This is a genomic window from Duncaniella freteri (assembly GCF_004766125.1).
Lineage (GTDB): Bacteria > Bacteroidota > Bacteroidia > Bacteroidales > Muribaculaceae > Duncaniella > Duncaniella freteri.
In genome coordinates, this window is the sequence record NZ_SJSA01000002.1 from 810,880 (window position 1) to 834,393 (window position 23,514).

The 23,514-nt window shown below is 43.1% G+C and carries 13 protein-coding genes; 7 read left to right on the plus strand and 6 right to left on the minus strand.

Annotated elements, in window-relative coordinates; all coding sequences use genetic code 11:
- Positions 1-74: 74 nt before the first annotated feature.
- Genes EZ315_RS13630 through EZ315_RS13655 form a run of 6 tightly spaced genes read right to left on the minus strand, consistent with a single transcriptional unit; the run spans position 75 to position 5,561 of the window.
- The gene (locus EZ315_RS13630; protein WP_170957558.1) at positions 75-2,228 is read right to left on the minus strand and encodes a ThiF family adenylyltransferase; all 2,154 of its coding nucleotides are present in this window, start codon (positions 2,226-2,228) and stop codon (positions 75-77) included.
- Entirely contained in the window at positions 2,221-3,366 is a 1,146-nt protein-coding gene (locus EZ315_RS13635; protein WP_135472573.1) for a ComEC/Rec2 family competence protein, read from the minus strand. The genes EZ315_RS13630 and EZ315_RS13635 overlap by 8 nt, the downstream gene beginning before the upstream one ends.
- Positions 3,367-3,368: 2 nt before the next feature.
- Entirely contained in the window at positions 3,369-4,079 is a 711-nt protein-coding gene (locus tag EZ315_RS13640) for a hypothetical protein (RefSeq protein ID WP_135472574.1), read from the minus strand.
- A gap of 11 nt (positions 4,080-4,090) precedes the next feature.
- Positions 4,091-4,735: a hypothetical protein gene (locus tag EZ315_RS13645; protein WP_135472575.1), complete on the minus strand. Its 645-nt coding sequence runs from the start codon at positions 4,733-4,735 to the stop codon at positions 4,091-4,093.
- A gap of 18 nt (positions 4,736-4,753) precedes the next feature.
- Positions 4,754-5,149, minus strand: coding sequence for a hypothetical protein (locus tag EZ315_RS13650; RefSeq protein WP_242452606.1), 396 nt, complete (start codon positions 5,147-5,149; stop codon positions 4,754-4,756).
- Positions 5,150-5,162: 13 nt separating this feature from the next.
- Positions 5,163-5,561, minus strand: a complete 399-nt coding sequence (locus tag EZ315_RS13655) for a hypothetical protein (protein ID WP_135472576.1) — start codon at positions 5,559-5,561, stop codon at positions 5,163-5,165.
- Positions 5,562-5,675: 114 nt separating this feature from the next.
- Here EZ315_RS13655 and EZ315_RS13660 point away from each other — a divergent pair, with 114 nt between their 5' ends.
- The 7 genes from EZ315_RS13660 (at position 5,676) to EZ315_RS13690 (ending at position 23,514) form a co-directional block, all read left to right on the plus strand.
- On the plus strand, positions 5,676-6,695 hold the full coding sequence (locus EZ315_RS13660) for a helix-turn-helix transcriptional regulator (RefSeq protein ID WP_135472577.1): 1,020 nt from the start codon (positions 5,676-5,678) through the stop codon (positions 6,693-6,695).
- Positions 6,696-6,746: 51 nt separating this feature from the next.
- Entirely contained in the window at positions 6,747-8,753 is a 2,007-nt protein-coding gene (locus EZ315_RS13665; protein WP_135472578.1) for a type I restriction-modification system subunit M, read from the plus strand.
- On the plus strand, positions 8,750-10,024 hold the full coding sequence (locus EZ315_RS16410; protein WP_170957559.1) for a restriction endonuclease subunit S: 1,275 nt from the start codon (positions 8,750-8,752) through the stop codon (positions 10,022-10,024). The genes EZ315_RS13665 and EZ315_RS16410 overlap by 4 nt, the downstream gene beginning before the upstream one ends.
- Before the next feature lie 11 nt (positions 10,025-10,035).
- On the plus strand, positions 10,036-10,527 hold the full coding sequence (locus tag EZ315_RS13675) for a hypothetical protein (protein WP_135472579.1): 492 nt from the start codon (positions 10,036-10,038) through the stop codon (positions 10,525-10,527).
- A 106-nt stretch (positions 10,528-10,633) separates the two neighbouring features.
- The gene (locus EZ315_RS13680; protein WP_135472580.1) at positions 10,634-14,200 is read left to right on the plus strand and encodes a type I restriction endonuclease subunit R; all 3,567 of its coding nucleotides are present in this window, start codon (positions 10,634-10,636) and stop codon (positions 14,198-14,200) included.
- A 110-nt stretch (positions 14,201-14,310) separates the two neighbouring features.
- Complete coding sequence (locus tag EZ315_RS13685; RefSeq protein WP_207104622.1) at positions 14,311-17,412, plus strand: hypothetical protein; 3,102 nt, start codon at positions 14,311-14,313, stop codon at positions 17,410-17,412.
- Positions 17,413-17,421: 9 nt separating this feature from the next.
- Entirely contained in the window at positions 17,422-23,514 is a 6,093-nt protein-coding gene (locus tag EZ315_RS13690) for a DEAD/DEAH box helicase (protein WP_135472582.1), read from the plus strand.

Genomic DNA, 23,514 nt, shown 5'->3' on the forward strand with positions numbered 1-23,514 from the left:
CCCTGAGGGGTAACGACAACAGCTGCATCGCAGTCAAACGGACGCATAATTTTATCTGACAATCATCACTGAACTCAAGTATTTAACGATATGATATTGAAAGACAGCTGGTCATTATTACAAATTAAACAGAGGAACCGATTGTTGTCCATCTCTGAATATAAGGTAGTCGCACATGATTCAACGTCAATATTTGACATTTTTGTTGAACCTTTAGGATGTGAGTGCCAATCTCCTATATATCTGAGAGAGCCTGATGTCAATTTTTGTACCCTATCGATCTCATTTTTCCAGCCTCCTGTTCCTAACGTCAGTTTTGAATGGGTGCCTCGAATATCTGTAGGTACGAAGGTATGTAGAATATATACTACTTTCCGTTTAATATCCCAACAGCCCATAAGATAGCCTCCAGTTTCATTTTTGCCAGCTCGACGTGATTGAACCCTTATTAAATCTTCCAAGTCTTTGGGAAGCCGGACTTTCCACTCGGATGAGTCTACATCGTATTGTTTAAAATCAGGTAAAGAAATTCTATCTGTATGGCATGAACCTGGCCAATCATAGTCTAAGAAAGATAGATATATCTCGTTATTCTGGTTGTTATAATTATGATTTCTAATCAAATTGGATGCAATTCCGGCATGGGTAGAAATCAAATCATCTCCAAGAACCATCGTGTTCGAATGACATCCTTCGCCAATACGGACTTTATCTAAAGTGTAACTGGATTCAGTCTTGAACCATTGACAAAAATCCTCCTCATATTCTGAATTTGTGACGCATATACGCAAAAGGTACATATAGTAATCGGAAAGCCTCACGCCTTTTGTGCTGTTAAAATATACCAACCCGACCTTTCCACCATCAGATATTGCAAATCGGACTATCGACTGGGAAAGATCTGGCCTATGATCATCCATAGCATGGAGAAGCATTGCAGATGCTGTGCAATCGATTATTATATCGTTATGTAGACTATTCGAGTTGATTTTTGGTATAACATCCTCTTCAACCGATTTGATTTGCCCCCCAAATTTTGGTAGCATTATTTTGAGAAACTCTTTAAGCAGCTTGGCTTTATTATCCAAAAATCCTCCCATTGATAAGCCATGTCTTAAGTAGTTATGTGGGAGCATCTGGTCAGAATCTATAAGCGTCAATTTCTCAAATCCAGTTCTAAAAAGATGGTATGCTAATTTACTTCCTATAGCTCCACAACCAATGATAGCAATATCTTTGGAGCCGACATCTTCTGATGTATTGCTCAGGCCTCGTGCAAATTGTGGAGTTGGCAAATCTATTATTTGGACCAACTGAATCTTATCATCAAATTTTCTTTCGACAATAGCATCAACGGAAGCCTTAAAGCAAATGTAATCTACCTTATTAGTCTTTCCTATAATGTTTATCGGTCTACAGAATCCAATTTGCAAAAATATATATTCGTACTTGTCCCGACACTCTCTCACTTTGTTGATAAGAGAATCTGTATTCCAAACCTCGTATGTCTCTATTAAATTTAAGAGTTGACCTACTGTCAGGGGTCTGTCATAAATCCATGTTTTAAGAGGACGGCTGGCGCCCCTATAAAGTAACAATCCTAAAATTCCGTTATCGGGATCAGATTTATAATCATGAGGTCCTTTGAATGTTTTAGAATCAATTTCAAATGTCAATTGAAATGGGTCGTCGTACGTTTGAAGAGTATTGTCAAACATAGGAAATCGGAAATAATATAAATCTGGCTCACCAAGGTAAAAAGGCTCCCAGCGATCCCCCTCTTTGGTTTTGACAAGATTCCCGTCTTTGGCATCAGTAAACCATTTGATTATGAGACATAGAAAATCTTCAAATGTATGCTCAGCATACCAATCATTAAAGTTTTCCCGAACAAGACAAATTGATCGAGGGAATCCCTCTTCCTTAGGGTTTATATGAGGGAAATATGTAAATGGGAAATCCAGCCTGTCAGGGTAAACATTCAAAGTCATCTCAGGAGACTCTATATCGGAATTCCTTGGGCTTGCTATTATAATCGGTTCACGATATTTCAAATTAGAATTAGAAGCTGCTCCAGTAATAACAGAACAGACATAACCTATTCTGCCATCTGGCAAAGCAACCAGTTTCTTGAAGGATTCGTCAAGAAACTGGTTGATAATGTTTATTACTGTTGAAAAGGCCGTAGCCTCCTCAATGGTCGGTAAACTATCTGAGAATTTAGCCATAATAGTGAGGCGTGGTAGCATGTCGGTTCGCCTTGGTTTCAGATTTTGTTTTGACAACGGGTTTTATTCCATCAGCCACAATCTCAAACACTACGGGGTTATACACTTCATTACCTTCGTCATCTTTAGTTGTGGTACACTTGAAATAGTCCTCATCCTCTTTGTCGTCCATTGCATCCAGATAACGATTCTTGGCCTTCTGACAAGGAGGGTTGTCAGTATTGGGCTTTATGAGCTTAGAACTGCTCACTATATACCCGTTGCCTTCCCTATATGCTAAAAAATTTAGCGCAGATTGTTCCGGCTCATTATCGCGACTATCCGAAAAGAAGGTGTAGCTGCAGTGGTGAGGAGCCTCGAAAATATTCCATTTCAAATTGGTATCGTCATCAGTTGCTTCCTGAATCTTACGCCAAACTCTCCATTCAGCATCTCCGCCAAGAATAACTTTTCCTACATCGGATGTCTTGTCAACATCAAATTTAATCTGGAATACTATACTGGTACAGTTTCTATCATTCCCTTCAATATCATCTTTGAATGGTGCATGAATGAAGAAACGATATTCTTTGCGGCTTGATCCGTTTAGAGATTTTACTGTATCTCCCGGAAAGGCTTTGACGGAGTCTGGTAAATTCTTGATCTTTTCATCATCGAAATAACCGATAATCCTTATACGATTGCCATCCTTATTCTTGTTGGCATCATTATTCTCCCAAAGCTTCATCCGACGTTCGGCTTCTTTTTTGAATGCCTTTGCATCATCAGAAAGTTCTCTTGAGTGTTCTGAGAATACACGTGGAGAATACCATAGCTCACCGATGACAATGAGCTTGTCATCTTTTTCCGACTTAGACGGTGCATCCTTATGAGGATCTTTGAGAAAGAATTTTTCGGCAAAACCTCGGCAATGGTCTTGATCCGGATGGGTTAGAACAAAGGCATCTACGAATGGCAAACCAAACTTGGTATTTAACTTCTCGGAGGTTAGCTCCTTCCATACATCAAAGTAAGGAGAATCTTCTTCCTCTGCTTCCTGACGGAAATTGCAATCTACGATCATCGAAGCTCCATCGCTAAAGCTGATGAGATTGCAATCGCCATTACCGACAGGGTAAAAAGTAATTTTGTGAGTCATTATTAATTAGTTTTAGTTAGAAACGCAGTATACACTGCATCTGAATATCTTTTCCCGTAATGCCGCATTAATATTAGGGCGATAACAAACGCTAAAATTGCCATTCCTAACGGAACAAAAGATGAAATTGTTATCTCATCATATATTAAACAGAACAGCATACAAAGTTCGAAAAAGACTAAAATGGCAAACACAGCAAGTAAATTCCTCATTACTCCATAATTTGTAAGATTTAATGTCACCATTTTTTCATCTCGCACTTTTTCTATTATGCGTTTAACAACATATCCTATCTCAGCGACTATTTCTTTGTTATGTTTTCGATTCCTAAGGAGGTCCATGTCGTAATCCTGTTTAATCCGAATCCTCAAGTCTTTATCTTCTTTTGATAACTGAGATGCAGGTTTCGGTAATAACATGGCGGTTGTTGGCATTATCACTAATCCATTCTTCAAATATATTAACCTTGACATCAAATCTCCGAGTTTAGCAATTATCATTGAAATGGGCCAGAGGAATAAAAGAACAACAGATAGCCCAATGAATCCATAAATGAATCTGAGGGTCTGAGAATAGTTGACAAAGGATTCATAGGATAGAATACTCCCATATCCCGCAATACGATATATTATGACACAGGCCAAGATAAAAGCAGGAAAAAATCGAGCCTTTAAATCATATGTATCAAAAAGCGAAATTACTTTTGTTTCCATACTAAGAATTATTACAAAAGCCATGCCAAAGCCTCTTGCCTGCCAATTAGGCATGGCAAGGGACTTATGTTATGACAAATGTGACACTTAGAACTCATAACCAAGTTTGATGGAGATGCCTTCGCAGTCGAGTTTACGGGGGAGCGCGTGTAGTTCATGCTGGTTGAGCTGGTGAACCGGTCGAATGTCTCGAACTCTAGTTTCTCGTATGTATAGCCGATTGACAGAGAGATCGCTTGGGAGCCTTTCGTCAGCATTCGACAACCTGCTGATATGTTTCCATAGAAACCATCGTTGTTGGTTACAAAGTAGCCAAGTTTGAGGTCAACGAAAGGGGCGAACTTGCGTTTGGTGAACGTGCCTCGAAAGTCTGCGAACAAAGGTATGCTTACCTTTGAGTCGCGTTCATCGAGTGAGATGTCCATGCCTTTGGTCTTATAGGACTGCATGAAGTGAAACCCAACGCCGCCACCTACGAAGAAATAAGGGTTTACTTGATAGCCGTGTGTGGTGCTGATTTCAAAACGGCCCAAGTCGTAATCGCCTACACCGATTGTATAGCCGAGATCCGCGAAGCCATGATAGCCCTTGCTACTTTGGGCGAAGCATCCTGCTGAAACCATTATCATGGCAAGAAGGAAGAAAATCTTTTTCATATCTGGAGATTATTAAAGTTAGTCCATGTTCTTGACATTGAGACCCTCCTTTATCTGAGTAGGGTCAGTGATGTCTTTATATAGAAGCCAGTGGAGCACATTCTGATTGCTTACCGTCACTACATAAGCCTGAATGAATTTCCAGCCGCGTTCACCCATGTAGTTCATGGCAGCGACCATGCTGTTGAACTTGATGTCCTTCCCATTCTCATCAAGAAGCGTGTATGCTTTCGTTGCAGACTGGAATTGTCCCAGATCGACTGAAACCTTCACATTCTTGTTAAGGTTTAAGAAGTTGGTTCCGGTGCCAAGCAACTCTGCATAGACTCTTTGAGTCGGTTCTTCTGCCGATACCGTTGTGCTGACGCTAAGCATCAGGACGGACATGAACAAGGCAAGTAAGATCTTTTTCATATTCCTTTGGGTTTTATCGTTTCACCGCACGAATTTCCATGCTGGATGATCCCATCGTAAGTGACAACTCCGCATTTTTACCGCTTAGGCTTTTGACGTAATATGTGCCATAAAGTTCGCCATCAATATAGGTCTTGATGGTTTTACCTGTAACGGAGTATGTACCGCCACCGTTACCGAGTGCGCCGCGACCGTAGTAACTTCCATCCTTATTAAAGGTGATGGAAAGTGCCATGCTGGGGTAATTTGAGATGTCAACCCAGTCCGTATCACTGAACTTTACCGACGTGGCATCCCACGTCCCGATGATTTGAGACTTGATGTCGTCCGGTTCGTCCTTATCATCAGAGCACGCCGGAAGAAACACCATGAGAGTTGCAAGGAGCAACATCAGCGAGAATACTTTCTTCATTGCTTTTGACGAGGGGGATTTTATCCTCGTGTTGCAAAATTACAATGAATAGGCTCACTCTATTTGCACCTTTGGGAGAAAAATATTACCTTTGCGTATCGAAAAACAATTGATATGCCAAACACGAAAAGTTCAGATATCCGGTATAAGGTGCTCGACCGTTGCCTCAGACGAGGCGGTTACTCCACTTCAGATCTTATGGATGAGGTGAATAAGGAATTGGAGCTTCAAGGATTTCCTACTGTCTCTGCATTGAATACAATTAGACAGGATATGGATCACATCGTCAATTCATATCCGGAAATTAGCATTGTGGATAAGAAGGTCGGTCGTAACGTGACATATTCTTATGAAAATCCGGAGTCCTCAATATTTAAGCTCCCGTTCAATGATGATGAACTTGCCCAGCTTTCCCAATGCATGGCAATACTTTCTCGGTTTGAAGGAACCCCTCAGATGGAGTGGATGCACTCCTTTATAGAGCGTTTCAAGCTATCTCTGAACATTGATGTCGATGGCAGACAGGTGGTCGGATTCGATGATTGCCGCTATCTTAGGGGTAAAGAATACTTCTCCACTCTTCTTTCGGCGATATGCAATAAGAAAGTGCTGGCTATCGGTTACAAGAGTTTCCGGCAAGACGCAGTCAAGGAAGTAATTCTGCATCCCTATTATATTAAGGAGTATAACAAGCGGTGGTTTCTTTTAGGGAGGGAACACGGATACGATTCAATCTCGCATCTTGCGTTCGACCGGATTGAACATATCAACGACGTTACAGGGGTTTCGTATATCGAGAATAATGAATATGACTTCAATGACGATTATTTTTCAGATATTGTAGGAGTTACGAAGCATCTTGATCATAAGCTACAAAAAATACAGTTATGGGTATCTCCTTCGCTCTTTCCTTACATCCAAACAAAGCCGTTGCATGAAACGCAAAAATTGAAGAAGTCTGATGCAAACAGCTATGAAATAGAGATTGAGGTGCGCCCGAATTTTGAGCTTGAACAACTGATTCTCTCCTACGGGGAAGGCCTGAGCGTCTTGTCTCCGGCCGATTTGCGGAACAAAATTAAATCTAAATTAGAGCTGTCGATAAAAAATTATGATTCGGTTCACGAAGAATGAACATATTTTTAGTAACTTTGCATTATAAACGACTAAAACCTCTTTCAAGATATGACCGAACAGGAACTTGCAGGAATGATTTGGAACATCAAGGAGATTATCCGTGGTGTCTATGACGATACAGAAGTGGAGAATGTGATATTGCCGTTCACACTTCTGCGGCGGCTGGATTGCGTGTTGCAGGACCGGTACGACGAACTGTATCAGCAATACAAGGAATTTCCTGACGAGAAGAAAGATGTCATGCTGATGGCTCTGATGCGGCGCAATGGCCTGACTTTCTTCAATACCTCCGGTCTGTCGCTCAACAAGCTGCTGACCCAACCCAAAATGCTTGCCGACAATTTCAAGACATATCTTGACGGTTTCACCCAGAATGTTCGGAATATTCTGTTGGCATTTACTCAGGAAGATGGCGAGAACGGTGACATCAGCCGAATTTACTCGCGTCTCGACCGCAACGACCTTCTCTTTCAGGTAACTGAGAGTTTCGTGAACAATGCCGACCTGCATCCCGACAGCGTCGACAACGCCATGATGGGTACAATTTTCGAGATTATCATCCGTAAGTCTAAGGAAACCACCAACACCAAGGCCGGTCAGTTCTATACTCCGCGTGAAGTCGTTCGGTTGTTGGTGTCACTTGTAATGCACGGACGCGAGGCCGAGGTGAATACACTCGGAAAGCATTTCCAGATCTACGACCCCTGCTGCGGAACCGGCGGTATGCTGACCGAAGGGAAACGCTATCTTCAGTCAATGACTGACCGCACTGAAATGAAGGTGTATCTCTTCGGTCAAGAACTCAACGAAAAGACCTACGCCATCTGCAAGTCAGACCTCCTTATAAAAGGAGACCTCGACAAAGACCGAAACATCGCCCTCGGCGATACTCTCGCCAACGACCAGTTTCCCGGCGAGCATTTCGGCTATATGCTTGCCAATCCTCCTTTCGGAGTGGACTGGAAGAAGATTGAAGGCAAGGTCAAGGAGGATGCCGCCAAGAGTGACGGGCGTTTCTCTGTCGGTTTGCCCTCCACTTCCGACGGTTCCCTGCTCTTCCTGCTTCACATGATAAGCAAGATGGACCCGATCGGCTCCCGCATCGGTATCGTGCTGAACGGTTCACCGCTTTTCAACGGCGCTGCCGGCAGCGGCTGGAGCGAGATTCGCAAGATGCTCATGGATCGCGACCTGCTCGATGCAATCATAGCATTGCCGAAAAATCTTTTCTACGGAACAGACATATCCACCTATCTCTGGATTCTCGACAACAACAAACCGGCCCGGCGCAAGGGTAAAGTTCTGATGGTCGACGCCACCCATCCTCGTTATGCCCGTCTGCTCCAGCGCAGTCTCGGTAAGAAACGCTATGAGATACCCGATGAGGCTATAGACGAGATTGTGGGTATATATGGCGACTTCACCGACGCCACACTCCCTGACAGCGATGACATAAAGGTGGCGCGACTGATGGATATTGAGGATTTTCTCTACACCACTGTCACAATCTATCGTCCCCTGCGCCTGACATATTCCGACATTGCCAAGAAAGCCGCCGAAGCTGCCAAAGGAGATAAGGTGAAGAAAGCCGATAAGGAGATACTTGAACATATTGCCACCATCACATTCCCCGACGAGAAAATTAACGACGAAGAGATGTTTGCGATAATGCGCGAGCACTTCGGCAAGAAACTTACACAGGGCTTTGTAAAACTTGTGCGCTCGCTTGGTACCACCGACCCGGAGGCCCCGACCGTGTGGGCTACCCCCGGCAAACCGGAGAGCGGCTTTGTAATAGCCCCCGCACTTACCGACACCGAGACCATACCGATGAAGGAGAATATTGACGAATATATAACCCGCGAAGTGCTGCCGTTTGTTCCCGACGCATGGCGCGATCCGAGTAAGGACAAGGTAGGCTGTGAGTTCCCCATGACACGTCTTTTCTACCGCTACACTCCCCTGCGCGACAGTAGCGAGATACTTGCCGACCTCATGGCACTCGAAGCCGACACCACATCCGCACTCCAATCCCTAATTTCCGAAGCCCGATGAAACAGCAATACGATTCATATAAGCCCTCCGGCATCGACTGGATCGGGGATATTCCGAGCCATTGGAAGATTCAACGATTAAAATTCGGCATGAATCTTATAAATGGCAGAGCTTATCTTCAGCCAGAATTGTTATCCGAGGGCAAATATCGGATTTTGAGAGTTGGAAATTTTTTCACAAACGACTCTTGGTACTATTCTGATATGGAGTTGGAAGATAATAAATACTGTTCTAAAGGGGATCTTTTATATGCATGGTCTGCTTCTATTGGTCCATACATATGGAATGAAGAAAAAGTTATCTTTCACTACCATATATGGAAGGTTGGTTTATCAGGTAAAATGGATAAAAAATATTCCTTCTATTTGCTTGATGTCATCACGAAAGTAAAGTTGAATGACATGCATGGTTCGGCAATGCAACATTTAACTATGGAAAACATGAATAACTCCGACATCATAGTACCTCCTCTTGCTGAGCAGGAGGCGATAGCGGCATGGCTGGATGAGAAGTGTGGGGAGATTGATGCGGCGATTGCAAAGGTTGACCGAGAGATTGAGTTGATTGACGAATTGAAACAGAGCGAGATTTCGCGTGTCGTCACCCGTGGTCTCAATCCCGACACTCCCCTCCGCCCCTCCGGCATCGACTGGATCGGCGACATCCCTGAGCACTGGACTATCAGGAAAACGGCTCAATTATTTCATGGTATTGGTAGCGGCACAACGCCAACGTCTGGTAGTAACAAATATTATTGTGAGGATGGTATCAATTGGCTTCAAACCGGAGACTTAAATGATGGGACTATTAGTGACACATCAAAGAAAATAACAACCGCTGCTCTACATGATTTTAGTGCATTAAAAATTTATCCCCAAGGATCCATTGTTATAGCCATGTATGGAGCTACTATTGGAAAATTGGGGAAATTAAATATCGAAACCGCTACAAATCAAGCATGTTGCGTACTACCTTACAGTAATGAGATCGATAATGATTTTGCATTTTATGTATTTAGGGCAGGAAAGCGTACGTTAATTAATTCAGCTTATGGTGGTGGACAGCCCAATATTAGTCAAGATACTATCAAGTCTTTTAAATTAGCCCTACCTCCACTGTCCGAGCAGCAGGCAATCGCCGACTACCTTGACAAGAAGTGTGCCGAGATGGATGGATTGAAGGCAAAACTCACCAAGAAACGAGAGACGCTGAAAGAACTGCGTCAGTCAATAATTTCGGAGGTCGTGACCGGCAAACGAAAAGTTATCTAACTCGAAAGCAAATGAAAAAGTTCTTAAGTTATATTCAGGTTGCATTATCTTTGATAGCAATAGTACTTAGTATTATTGCCATATGCGTAACATATCCCAGAAGTGCCAGCACCGGTCTCGACTATATTGGAATAATAGTAGGCATATTAGGTGCTTTAGTTGCGATATTGGTAGGATGGCAATTATATAATGCTCTCAATCTTAAAGACCTTGTTTTTGATACTGAAAAAGCCAAGAGAGATGCCGTCGATGCAAAAATTAAGGCTGAACAAATGCTCAATACCACACAAACATTAACAAACGATATTACTTACAAGATTTCATCAATATCTGATAAGGTTGAACACCTTTCAAAATGCAATGATCGCAGTATTAAATTAATTGAACAATTTTCGGAGTTATCGAAGGGTTTACAAACTATCGTAAAGGACTCTATGGAGTCGTACAGATCTATGCAATCCTATATTGAAAGACTCAATGAAGAATTGGGTAAAAAAAATTAATAAAGACGAGATCCGATTTGCCACAGAAGAAGATATAAAGAAAATAATGGATGATATTTTTGGCAGTGATAAGGCAGAGTCATAAAAATTATAACCTAAGGCACAAATGAATATCGACAACGAAACCAAATTTGAAGAACATATCGAAGTGGCACTTTTAGCCTCTCCCCTATATGTAAAGCGGACTCCCGGTGATTTCGACATCAGGCGACGGGTTGACCCGGATATGCTCTGGCAATTCCTCCACGCCCAGACCGACACCTGGAACCGCCTTGTCAAACGCTTCAAGTCGGGCGACGCGGCTCTCGATGCTGTAATCAAGGACTACAACTCGAAACTCGACAACGGTCATTCGCTGGTGGATATTCTGCGGAAGGGCTTGAAGATACAGGGAATTCCCATCAAATTGATGCAGACCAAACCGACACTCGCCGGCGTAGATTCCGCCTTGCACCAGCTTTATCTCGCCAACCGCTTCGCCGTGGTACGCCAGATGCGTTATTCCCTCGACAAAGCCGACAAAGGGAATGAACTTGACCTCTGCATATTGCTCAACGGTTTTCCTATTATCACCGCCGAACTGAAAAACGAAGGCACAGGCCAAAACTACACCAACGGAATCTGGCAATACCGCCACGACCGCGACCCGAAGAATCCGATGCTCCGCACTGCGTTGGTGCATTTCGTCATCGACAACAACTATGCCTTCATGACCACCTTCCTCAACGGCGAGGATACGGCATTTCTGCCCTTCAATGTGGATTCGGTCAATCCGCTGGTGCCGGGCGATTACGCCACAAGTTACCTATGGCGCGATATATGGCAGGCGGATTCCCTGTTAAACATAATCGACCACTTCATCAAGAACGTGCAAAGCGATGGTAAGAGCGTCACCTACTTTCCCCGCTACCATCAGTTGCGCGTGGTGCGCAATCTTATCAAATGGATCGTAGAGGATGGTCCGGGACACAATTACCTGATCGAGCACTCGGCAGGCAGCGGCAAGACAAAGTCGATGGCTTGGCTTGCACACCAGCTGGTGAACCTTGTCAATCCCGACCAGACTCCGGTGTTCGACTCCATCATCATGGTTACAGACCGCATCGTGCTGAATGCAAATATGGCGGACGATGTTAACGCATTCGCCACAGAGGCCGGTGTGGTTAAGGACATCCGCCGTGGCAGCAAGAAACTCGCCAAAGCAATCAACGAAGGTGGAAGAATAATCGTCAGCACTGTTCAGAAATTCAGTTATGCGCTCAGTGAACTGAAACGCGAAAAGCACCGCAACTATGCCGTGATAATCGACGAGGCCCACACCGCAATCGGCAACGAGAGCGCCAAAGACATAGTGGCGGCACTCTCAACCGAAGCCGACATACAGGCTGCGATGATACAGGCGGATGCAGATGGTTATGAAGACCAAATGGATGCCCTCATGGCATATATGCAGACACAGCGTCAGCAGATGAGCCATATCAGTTACTTCGCTTTCACAGCAACACCGAAAGACAAGACATACGCACTCTTCGGAAAGAAAACACCCGAGGGATATGTGGCGCACGACTATTATACGATGAAGCAGGCCATCGACGAGAAGTTTATTCTCGACGTGCTCCGCAACTACACCACCTACAGAACGATGTTTGAATACATCGAGAAGAACACTGCGCATCCTACAATGGCGATGACTACGGAAGGTGTGGCCAAAGAACCGGAAGAACTCTACGGCGAGAAGAAATCGGTGGCGCTGATTCTTCGGAAACTCAACACCGAACCGGAGAACATGACGCTGAAAGCGCGGCTTGCGCTCAGCTACTTCATGCAGCATACGCGCAACAAAATCGGAGGACGGGCGAAGGCAATGTTCGTGAGCGACAGCCGGGCTTCGGCAGTGCGCTACAAGAAGATTTTCGACAATCTGATTGCCGAGGAATACGGGAGCGAGTTCAAGACCCTCGTGGCATTCTCCGGAGAAGTGGAACTTCCCGACGGCTCGAAATACACAGAGGACAAGATGAACGGTTGGGGTATCAAAGACGACAAAATCCGCGAGACATTCGACACGCCGGAATACCGCATACTGATCGTGGCCGACAAGTTCCAGACCGGTTTCGACCAGCCTTTACTCCACACCATGTTTGTGGATAAGACACTTGGCGGCATCCAGTGCATACAGACCCTATCACGCCTCAACCGCTGCTATGACAAGGGAGGCGTGAAGAAAGAGGACACGATGGTTATCGACTTCCGCAACGATGCCGATGCAGTGCAGAAGGCATTCCAGAAATATTATCAGACCACCATTCTCACAGGAGAGGTAGATACCCAGCGTCTTTATACCCTTCTCGACGACATCAAGGCTTTCAAACTTTACAATGATTCGGAACGTGACCGCGTGGTTGAATACATGATGAAGCAGGATGTTGCCTCTGCCGTATCACTCTGCAATTCGATTGTAAAGGAGCGTGAGACTCCGCTGAGCAATGATGATAAGGACAAATATCGTAAACTTGTGAACCGCTACATACGCAGTTATGGTTTCATGGCTCAGCTACTCACATACTGCGACCCCGATTTAGAACGTGAGTATATCTTCCTCCGTGCCCTTTATCCCCGTCTGCAATACACACGCGAGACTCTGCCGATGGAGATTCTCGACCGCGTTGACCTCAACAAACTTCGTCTCCAGATGATAATGGAGGGAACCATAGCGCTCGAAGAGGAGGACGCCGAATTGAAATCGTCACGTATAGGAGATGTAAAGGCCCCGGCGGAAGATGAGAAACGCTCGCTGCGCGAGATTCTCGACATCGTGAACGAGCCATACAAAGGTTTTTTGGATGACCATGACATCGTGCTCCGTCCGCTGAACCACCTGATGCTTACCGACGAGAAGATAAACGAAGCAGTCAGAAGCGGTAATTCATATGGCGTGTTGCGCGAACTGTTCTCGGAACGCGCTCAGGACCTGGTGCTCGATATGAGTGGCAAGGGCATAGATCTTTACGAGGAATTTATCAACGACACGCCGTTTGCACGCGAATATATCCGTGGCATTCTCGACATGGCATTGCGCAACAACCAGCAAAGCAGCATCGACCTTGATCTGCATCGCCTCGCCGAGAAGATTGTGGCTGAAATACGCGAAGAATTTGTTGAACTGGCGCAGACATCCCGTCGGCTCGATGAGGTTGCAGAGTATCTTATCAATGTAATTCAGAAGAGAGCTGCCAAACCGGGACTGAACGGAGCCAATGATCTGCTGATTAACTCATTCAACCATTTGCTTTGCAATGAACACTTGACTGAGCTGGACCGGCGTGCCCATTTCAACACTCTTGTCGGAAAATTCGAGCCTTTCCTGAAGAAGCTATACTACCTCATCAATAACAGGGAGTTGACTACACGCGAAGGCTCAGCCGACAGCACCACATTCTCAGATTGCATCTTCGGTCACGACTCCTTAAAGCGCCTGAAGCATACGACAGATGCGCGTTACTTCCGCTTCCGCGACTATCTGGATAAAGTACGCGGCTGGAGAAACGAAGAAGCGCATAGCGCCCCGGAAATTCCGGATGCCGAATTGCGTGAGGCAGTACATATCCTTGTGACCATGTACGCCTACGTCATATCCCGCAGCATTACCGACCTCGAAATGAACGGGTTATAAATAATTTAACGATTATGTCATCCATCAAAGACCACTCGGCATTGGCCGGCATACTTCATTCCAGAGGGATGGAAAAGGTTTTGCCAGACAAACCGCTATGGAAACTCAAAGTGAGCGACGACGAGTATGGGCAACTAAAGTCTACGCTCATCGAACATTCCGATGAACTTGATGAATTCGGAATGGAAGCGGCTATATGTTATGCCGAATGGTGGCGACGTGACTACAACGGGAATATTCCGTCAAAGGAGGATGTCGCTGTCGAGATAGGTCTTGATATATGCCGAGCCGGAGAGTTGTATATGGCAGCCAGAATGGCATTGCAAAGAAACGGATTCACGTTCATCCATTCCATAAAGCGGACAGAATACTTTCGAACCCTTCTTAACCAAGGGGGCTTACCTATCAGATATATCCGTAATAACGAGGGCAACATGGGTAACTTTTCCAGATTTCTCAAAGGTTTGGTGAAAGAGTTGTCCTCTATAAATTATGACTGGAATAACGCAGATTCCTCGGTAATTCGTCAGTTTTCATGTGTTTCTTATCTTGGTGACTCGTTCAAGAACGAGAATATTTATGATGTCTCCATTCAGATAGCTCGTGCCATAATCATGGAAGAGAACGCTCTTCTTCCATATGATGATAGTGACAAGGCTTTTGCCGAGCTTACTGATTCATTGAAACGCGAGTATTCTCGCGTCAGAAACGGTTCTCGGTTTCGCCCCCTATCATTGCAGTGGCGATTACATCTTGTTGATGATGATAACGCATGTCTATACATCCTTCCAGAAGCAATAAAGGATTTATCATCTGAATCAATCCCGGGATTAAACATTACGTCCTGTTATTCTTTCGATGTATTTGTCGCCGGAGTACTCACGGGGAAATATGTAAGAAAGGAAACAAAGTTTTCTGATGAGGGACAAGCAATCAGCGCGGTTTATACCCGTATATCCATGGGGCCAAGCAGGGAAATCAGATGGAACGGAGAACCAGTAGTAGAGGTCAAGGTAAGATGCGACAATGATGACCGTATTTTTCTGACCATCGCAGGTAGCTTCGCACCTAATTTCGATTATCCGCAAGTATTCCAGATGCTTGACAACAATATATATGTTATGTCCGAGACAGGTAATTCGGAGAAAAACATAGCATTATTCTCAGAGTCATGGAGTAATCTGGTTTCAATTCCGATTTCAATCGCCGGACATAATCTGTTTTACGAGCAGTTTTCTCAGGATCTAACGCTTACGGATTCATCGACTGGAGAGACCGTGTTGTTGGAAAATAAGTTTACCCCATATACTGTGGAATTTTCCAACAGCTATATCCCTTGGCTTGAACGTTCCAATTTCAAACTATTATCATCGGTACCTATCGTAAAAGTATATGATAAGGAAAAGGAGCGGGTCAGCAACGTCAAGGTAAAGTATCGAGATCGTCATGGTCTGGATAAGGAATGGAGGACTCTGAAAACATCCTGTGTACTCCCTTCAGGCATTGTTGACATATGTGTGGAAACTCCGGATTCGCACCGCATCATCGAAACATTCTACTGCATAGGAGATATTGCTTTCGCCCATTGCAATGAAGGTAATATGTCCACCGAGATTTACTTCAAAAGCAATCAATCGTTCCGTGCGGAAATTGAAATAATTGAAGGAGCTGATGTGATCAACATAGAAGACAACGGGTGGCGCATTTCCAGACGTGCCGATACTCTTTCATGGCCGTCCGAATGCAGTTTTAGGATATATAGGAATAATACCCCCGTCTTAAAACTTTCCATTGCCATACCGTTTGAGGGTGTTGTACTCACAGATATCAATGGAGGTTTAGTCCCACGTGGTAAGATTATATCATTTGCCAATCTTGCCCACTATTGTATTATGTCTCACGGCAGAGGCAGAAGAAAGTTGTCTGTTTCCTATTTTTCCGATAAAACAGAAGATGATTCTAAAATCAAGAGTCTTGACGGTAAGGTTTATGACGGAATAGTTTCATTAATCGATTATAAACCGCTTATTGATAGGATATTCAATCTATATGGAGCTAACAGTTTCAACCGAAGTTCATGTGTAACGCTCAACATCTCAGGGAATCCTGTATTTGTCAGAAAATTTGTTCTTGATTCAATAGTCAAAGATGGTATGGTCACAGTGATTGACAATACCGAAGATAATACGGATGATTATTTGTATGAGGGTGAACTTTTCGCTTTCCCGGTTGGCGATCAACTTTGCATTCAGGATTTATTCCCTGTAATGCTCATAAGAACAAATTCTGCCACAAACACATTTGCATTTCCTGAAGATTTCTGTCACAAGGAAGTGATTGTATTTTCCGGAGCGGCAGATAAACGACGCATTGTGCCCAAATACTACAATCGGGATGATTATGATTTTGACAGGGTAAATCGGAAGGAAATGCAGATAGACAATATTTCAAAATGGGAAATATTGTTAGCTGATGAGAATGTCATGTTTGGAAATCATTGGAAGGAAGTCTGTAGAGCATTTAAGCTATGCAGCACTTTCAATCTTCCATTCTCTACCCACAACGCTTTACGTTCCATTGCAAGGATGCCAAATCTAATTGCTAAATTCATTATTGCAATGTGGCTTAACGGAGACCGAAATGTTTTGGAAGAAGAAATAGATCGGTTTGAGCAAGAACTTGAAGTAGCTCTGCACTGGATACCTGTAAATGTCTGGCAGGAGAGTATCAATGACATGATGGCAAGTATCCCTGAGCCAATGATGCAAATTATAGTTATGAAGCTGGCAGAATTTACCGAATTAGTATTAGGACTCTTGAATGCCACTGTAACCAATGAGCTTGCTCAGGTAATGACTGCATACATCACAACACAAAAGATTGATAAAGGACAGTTCATTTCAAGGTCTGACATCAACGAGTACAAATCTAAGATCAAAGGATTGTCTGATAATAATATGGATCTTCCGGTTGTGAGATATAAATTACATGGAAAGTATTATCCATATGAGGATCAGATGCTACTCTCATACCGTGTAATGATAGAATCGGCAATGTGTGCTGCTGAAAACGCAAGTGGTATTGTTAACCGCACTGATTTGTTTGCAAAGGAGTACAAGGAACATGCAAGAATTGCTAATTTCTATCGTAAATATTTTAAGGAGACATATTGCGACATATTTCTCCGCACTCTAAAATATATTAACCGTTAATATGCTCATATGGATTACTCAAACTTCTATATATCAGCTGAACGTATGCTTGTAGACTCTCTTGTAACATTATGGTTCAAGGGACGTGCCAAAGAGCAAAACTATATGCGAAAAATATTGACGGAGGATGAGCCGCTGCTTGCAGAGCCTGTCTTCCAATCAATATTTCCGTGGGAAGAGGATCGCGAAACTTTCGGAGAACACTCCAGCAAGCTTGGCATCCTTACGCCGCAATTTGTCGACGCACTAAGCAGCGAGAATGTTAATGAGGATTTAAGATTTCCCCGAGACCGCCATCCATACAAGCACCAGACAAAGAGTTGGCAGACTATGCTATCCGGAAAAGGCAAGACCATAGTCGTTACATCCGGAACGGGCTCGGGCAAGACAGAATGCTTCATGATTCCGGTGCTACAGGATATTGCGCAACGTAATGAGAAAGGTTGTGTTCAAGCGATATTTCTATATCCTTTGAATGCACTCATGAAAAGTCAACAAAAAAGGATTCATGCATGGTGCAACGCAATTCCAGACAAAGTTACTTATGCAATATATAACGGAGATACTGAAAAGTCTAAAAGGGCACAAAGTTATACTGAAAGGTTTTATCCACAACTAATTACCCGCCCCCAAATCCGACAGACTCCACCACAAGTGCTTTTCACCAACCCTACCATGCTGAATTATATGCTGGTAAGAGCGGAGGACAAAGAAATTCTTGAAAAATCAAAGGGAAAATTAAAATGGATTCTTCTCGATGAGGCTCATACATATACCGGATCGGCGGCGTCAGAGCTGGCACTACAGCTTCGTCGGGTTCTTGATGCGTTCGGAGTAACAATCGATCAAGTCAATTTTGCTGTCACATCGGCGACAATGGGCGATGAAAAGGACTCGGCAACGGAAATAAAACTTAAAAAATTTGTCGCCCAATTGACAGGTAAATCATTGGACAGCATTGTGGTTATCGGAGGCAAACGTGTAATTCCTGAAATGGATAGAGCGAAAGCACAAGATGCGATAAATGCTGTAAATAGAGAATTTAGCACTAATATTACATTAGAAGCGATTGAGCGATTAAGAGCAAAACTAAACTCTAAGCCGGTTCTTACAACGAATGAAATAGCAAAACTACTTGACACCAAGATTGCAAAAAGCAGAATCAAGTCGCTGAGGCTGATAGACGTACTGGGAAATAAAATACCCGGACTTAACCTGGCTGACGGGAAAGAGGCAGCATTGTTACCTTCAAGGGCGCACTTTTTTATTCGTTCAATAAATGGTGTATATGTCTGTGTCAATCCCGAATGCGATAGACATAAAGACCATAGACTGAACATTGGGAACCTTACTACATATCAGAACACAAACTGCCCGTCATGCAAGTCAAAAATGCTTGAAGTGACAACGTGTCCTTCATGCGGCGGTCTTATTGTATTCGGAGAGACAAGCAATTCAAAAGGATTCCGTATGCACACCAATGTCATAGATTTGGACAAAATGTTATTCTATGATGAAAGTGATGATATTTCTGTTTTGGAGGAACAATCTGCTGAAATCACAAACAACGATGAAGATACAGACGGCTTCGCACCTTTCTATTTAGCCAAACCAGAAGGGAAATGTCTCCGTCACCACACAATGGAACATCTGCATCTATTTGATCATAAGGAAGGAAAAATAAAAATTGCCCCAGAAGGCATAGACTGGGAAATTGCTTATAAATCGCTTCGTCATTCGGATAGGAACCAACAGCTCTGCCCTCATTGTGGAAATGCCATAAAAGATAGAAACTATTTGCGAGCCAGTGCAACCCAGATGGGTCGCATTTTAACCTCTCTGATCCTTGACAATGCGGAGGTAAGCAAAGGTAGAGATGCCGAGACTTTATATGATGGACGCAAATATATCACCTTTACTGACAATAGACAAGGATCCGCACGTTCTGCTATGGGTATAAACCAAGATGTGGAAAGAGCATGGATAAGGTCTTCGATTTTTCATAAACTTGCGGATAAACGCCTTGATTTGGTACAACCGGCAGGGTTATCGGATTCGGAAAGTCAACTCTATAATTATTTGACTTCTCAACCTCGTGAGTCTCTTCCTCAAATGCTTTTAGAACAGTTGATACTATTGGAAACAAAGAAAACTGGTAATTCATCTGTTCCAGCTCCTCCAGAAATAGGATGGGACGAACTTATGAGGAATCTTGAAAACGATGTAGAGTTCAGAACGCTTTACAAGCATGTTAAGGAAACACATGGTAATCGCAAATATCCCAACCAGTCGTCTTACCTTAAAGCATTGCTTGTTGATCAGTTCGGCTGGATTCCTCGCCGTGCCAATTCACTTGAAAATATGGGCTTTGTGAGATTGGTATATCCAGACCTTAGAAAAGCCAAATGCCCCACTATTTTGGCTTCAAAGGGTTGTACGAATCAAGATTGGCAAGACTTCCTTAAAATATGTCTTGACTACCAGATTCGTGGAGGACGGCATTATATGCTATCTGATGAGTTCAATAACTATCTCACTCAAATTAATTTTACATCCGCAATCTACCCGTCAAATTCGGAGCTGCGAAAGAATGGAATCCCAGTAACCAAATGGCCTAAACTAAGACATGGCCGATCAGGAGTAAGTGATTCCCAGTCAAGGCTCGTATTGCTTTTATGCGCTTTTCTTGGATATGATAATGAAAGTGAATTCAATCAGGAAAAGTCAGCAAATGTAGACAGTGTTCTCAAAGAGGCATGGGATTTTTTGACCACCAATATTCTAACACCCGTAGATAGCGAGAACAATGGCTATATGCTTGATTTGCTTGGGCCGAAAGTGCGGTTGCAGCAAATAGTAACTGGGCATGTCTGTCCGGTTGATAATGTCATCGTTGATGTGGTATTCAAGGGATATAGCCCACGCATGAACGGATATATCGGGAAAGAAAATTTTGAACGTTTTCTCGTAACGCAGACCTTTGATTATCCATATTTCCCTTTTCGAACTATCGAATGGTCTGATAAAAGTGTCAAAGAATGGATTGAATCCAATCTTTCCAAACTTATGAAAACTGGACTCTATTCTGATATACATGAACGAATATATCTGAAAAGGCCTATCTTCCTCGCCGCAGAACACTCGGCTCAACAGTCCAATGAAGATCTTGACCGCTTTGAGAAGGATTTCAATGCTGGACACCTAAATATATTATCATGTTCAACCACTATGGAGATGGGAGTTGACATCGGTGGTATAAGTGAGGTCGTAATGAATAATGTTCCGCCTAAGTCTTCAAATTATCTCCAGAGGGCTGGGCGAGCAGGTCGTCGTAATGAGTCCAAAGCCTTAGCTCTGACATTTTGCGCCCCCAATCCAATAGGAAGTCATACATGGACCCATCCTCATTATCCTATAACTCATTTGACAGAGACACCTCTGCTGAAACTGGAAAGCCGCCAACTGATTCAACGACATATCAACGCTTTTATATTCGGACACTTTGTATCCGAACAGGGAGGCTTTAAGGTAACTTCCCGTGTGAAAGACTTTTTCATTAAGGATGACGGCTTATCGCTCTTTGATGCTTTCCTAATTCATGTTGATAAAATAGTATCTGGCCAACGTCAGGATATGGTTGAGTCGTATAATAGAATTGTACGGGGTACTGCAATTGAAAATCTTCCGTTAGAAGATGCCGCATACTCAACAAAAAGAGATATCGCAGCAACAAAGTGTGGGTTCGATACTCATTTGGGTTCCCTTGACAAGACATTGGAGTTTCTGAGAAACAGTGGTTCGTCAGGAAATGCAATCAAAGCAATTGAAATCCAAAAGGACAATTTTCTAAAGGCTTCATTGCTGCCGTATCTTGCGGAAACATCGTTTTTACCAAGTGCTGGAATTCCGACTGGCCTTGTTCAATGCATATTGGGATTGGAAAATGGCTCTGAATATCCGACAATGCATCTTAGCCAAGCGATTTCGTCCTATGCTCCGGGTAGTAAAATTATAAAAAATGAATGGGTTTACGAACCGACCGGTATCAGACTAAAATCGAAGTACGATAACAGCACTTCGAGATATATTTTGCAAAATTGCACGAATTGTGGTTATACTACAATAAATTACGGCAGTGCGATGACTGGTTGCCCAAAGTGTGGAAAGCCAAACTCTATGCACGGTATTAGAGATATTTCCGCGTCCACGGAGCAAAGATTTACCGAGGTTGTAGAGCCAGCGGCGTTCTCAGTGGCCTATGGATCAAAACCAACGAGAAAAATGGATAACAGTCCGATGAATTTTATTCAGCCGGTTCTTCTTGAAATGGAACCATGGCAAAAAAGGACATCATCGGCTAAACTTACAGTTCGCTGTTCTACTCCCAAATCCGAAATTCTTTTCTACAATAGAGGGAGGAATGGTTATGGATACGCATTTTGCCCGTATTGCGGTAGGATGCAGTCAGAGAAGGCCATGGACTCTGCCGAATCTCTTATGGCAGGACATAAACACCTATCTTCTGGTTCCACCTGCCCGGGAGGTGAATCAAATGGGAGTTCAATCAGACGTCATGTACTCCTTGTAGGCAGATACCAAACAGACTTTGTTGAAATCAAATTTTATGACAAGTTTGACAATCAAGTTGATGATACTGAGACACTATACTCCTTAGGGGTGATTCTTAGTCGTAAACTTACGGAACTACTTGGTGTCAATGAAGGGGAAATTGAATTTGGATATGATAACATTAATCACTCCATTTTCATCTATGACACGGCTCTTGGTGGGGCTGGTTATTCAACCCTTTTCAGAGAATACAAAGATATCGTATTGGATATGGCTTACAAGGCTCTGAAAGGTTGTGATTGCGAAAGGTCTTGTACGAAATGTCTGATTGACCGTCGCTCACAATGGTATCTTAACTATCTTAACCGACAAAAAGTGATCGATTGGATGGAGACAGAACGTTTGGCAAGAATTGCTCCTTCCGAAATCACCGACATCGTGCCTTCTGCTTCTGGTATATCAAGTGATTTGGCAACTGAGTTTTCACAGCTATGCCGCAATCAGAATTTGAGATCACTAAGGATTTTTATCGACAATGATTATAGTCTTTGGTGCCCATCGGAGTATCCTTTTAATCGATTGGTCGAAGATTTAAAAGTACATGGTGTAAGTGTGGTCTTTGTTCTGAATAAAGAACTAAAAATCAGCGAAATTCCCTATGAGGAAAGAGCTATGATATTATCTGCCATTTTTAAATGGCAGTTCGGGGTCTACAATGCGACTTTGCCCTCAAATCTTAAACCACTGATTGAAGCAGAATTGAATGATGGCTCAAGGAAGCTTTACTTTGGAACAGGTATTGTAAGGACATTATCTGATAAATGGGGTTCCGGTGTAATTTATCAAGCTCCATCTCCCATAGAATTCATATATTCCGCCATTCTTCCCGAAAGTATTATCAACCAGCTGGCTTCGGAAACTGATTCAATTATGTTTGATACAAGAATAAAAGAGGATTGTAGTATCTCCGAAGTATTCAAAAGTCTTATGAATTATAAGGTTGATAAATGGGAATTAATAAAGAATCGGTTAGAATCTAAATCCGTATCGATTGAGTATTCTGATCGTTACCTTTATACACCTCTGGGATGTATGATATTTGCGCACATGTTAAAATCTCTCGAAGAATTCCTGAACATCCAGATAACTCAAATAATATTAAATCTAACAAAACCATATGGCAATTCTGGTGTTGCTGCTGAAGACGTAAATGTCTGCGATAATTTTGGAAGTAGCGCAGACAGAAACTTATTCTTAGCAAAGGTTATAGAATCTCTTACAGGAATAACACCTACAATCACTGATTCCGGTTACATTCAGCATGAGCGTTCACTTGCAATACGATCATTAGATAACGAACTATTCATTAGACCAGATGCAGGAATAGCCAATGGATGGAAGCCATTCGGCCGAAGTAATTCAGACCTCAAAGTGAAATCTGTCTGTGATAATTTGGAAATTAATTTGCCTCTTTACAATCAAAAAAAGAATGGAGAGGGAATACTTTACACTGTTTCATTTAATATAAAATAG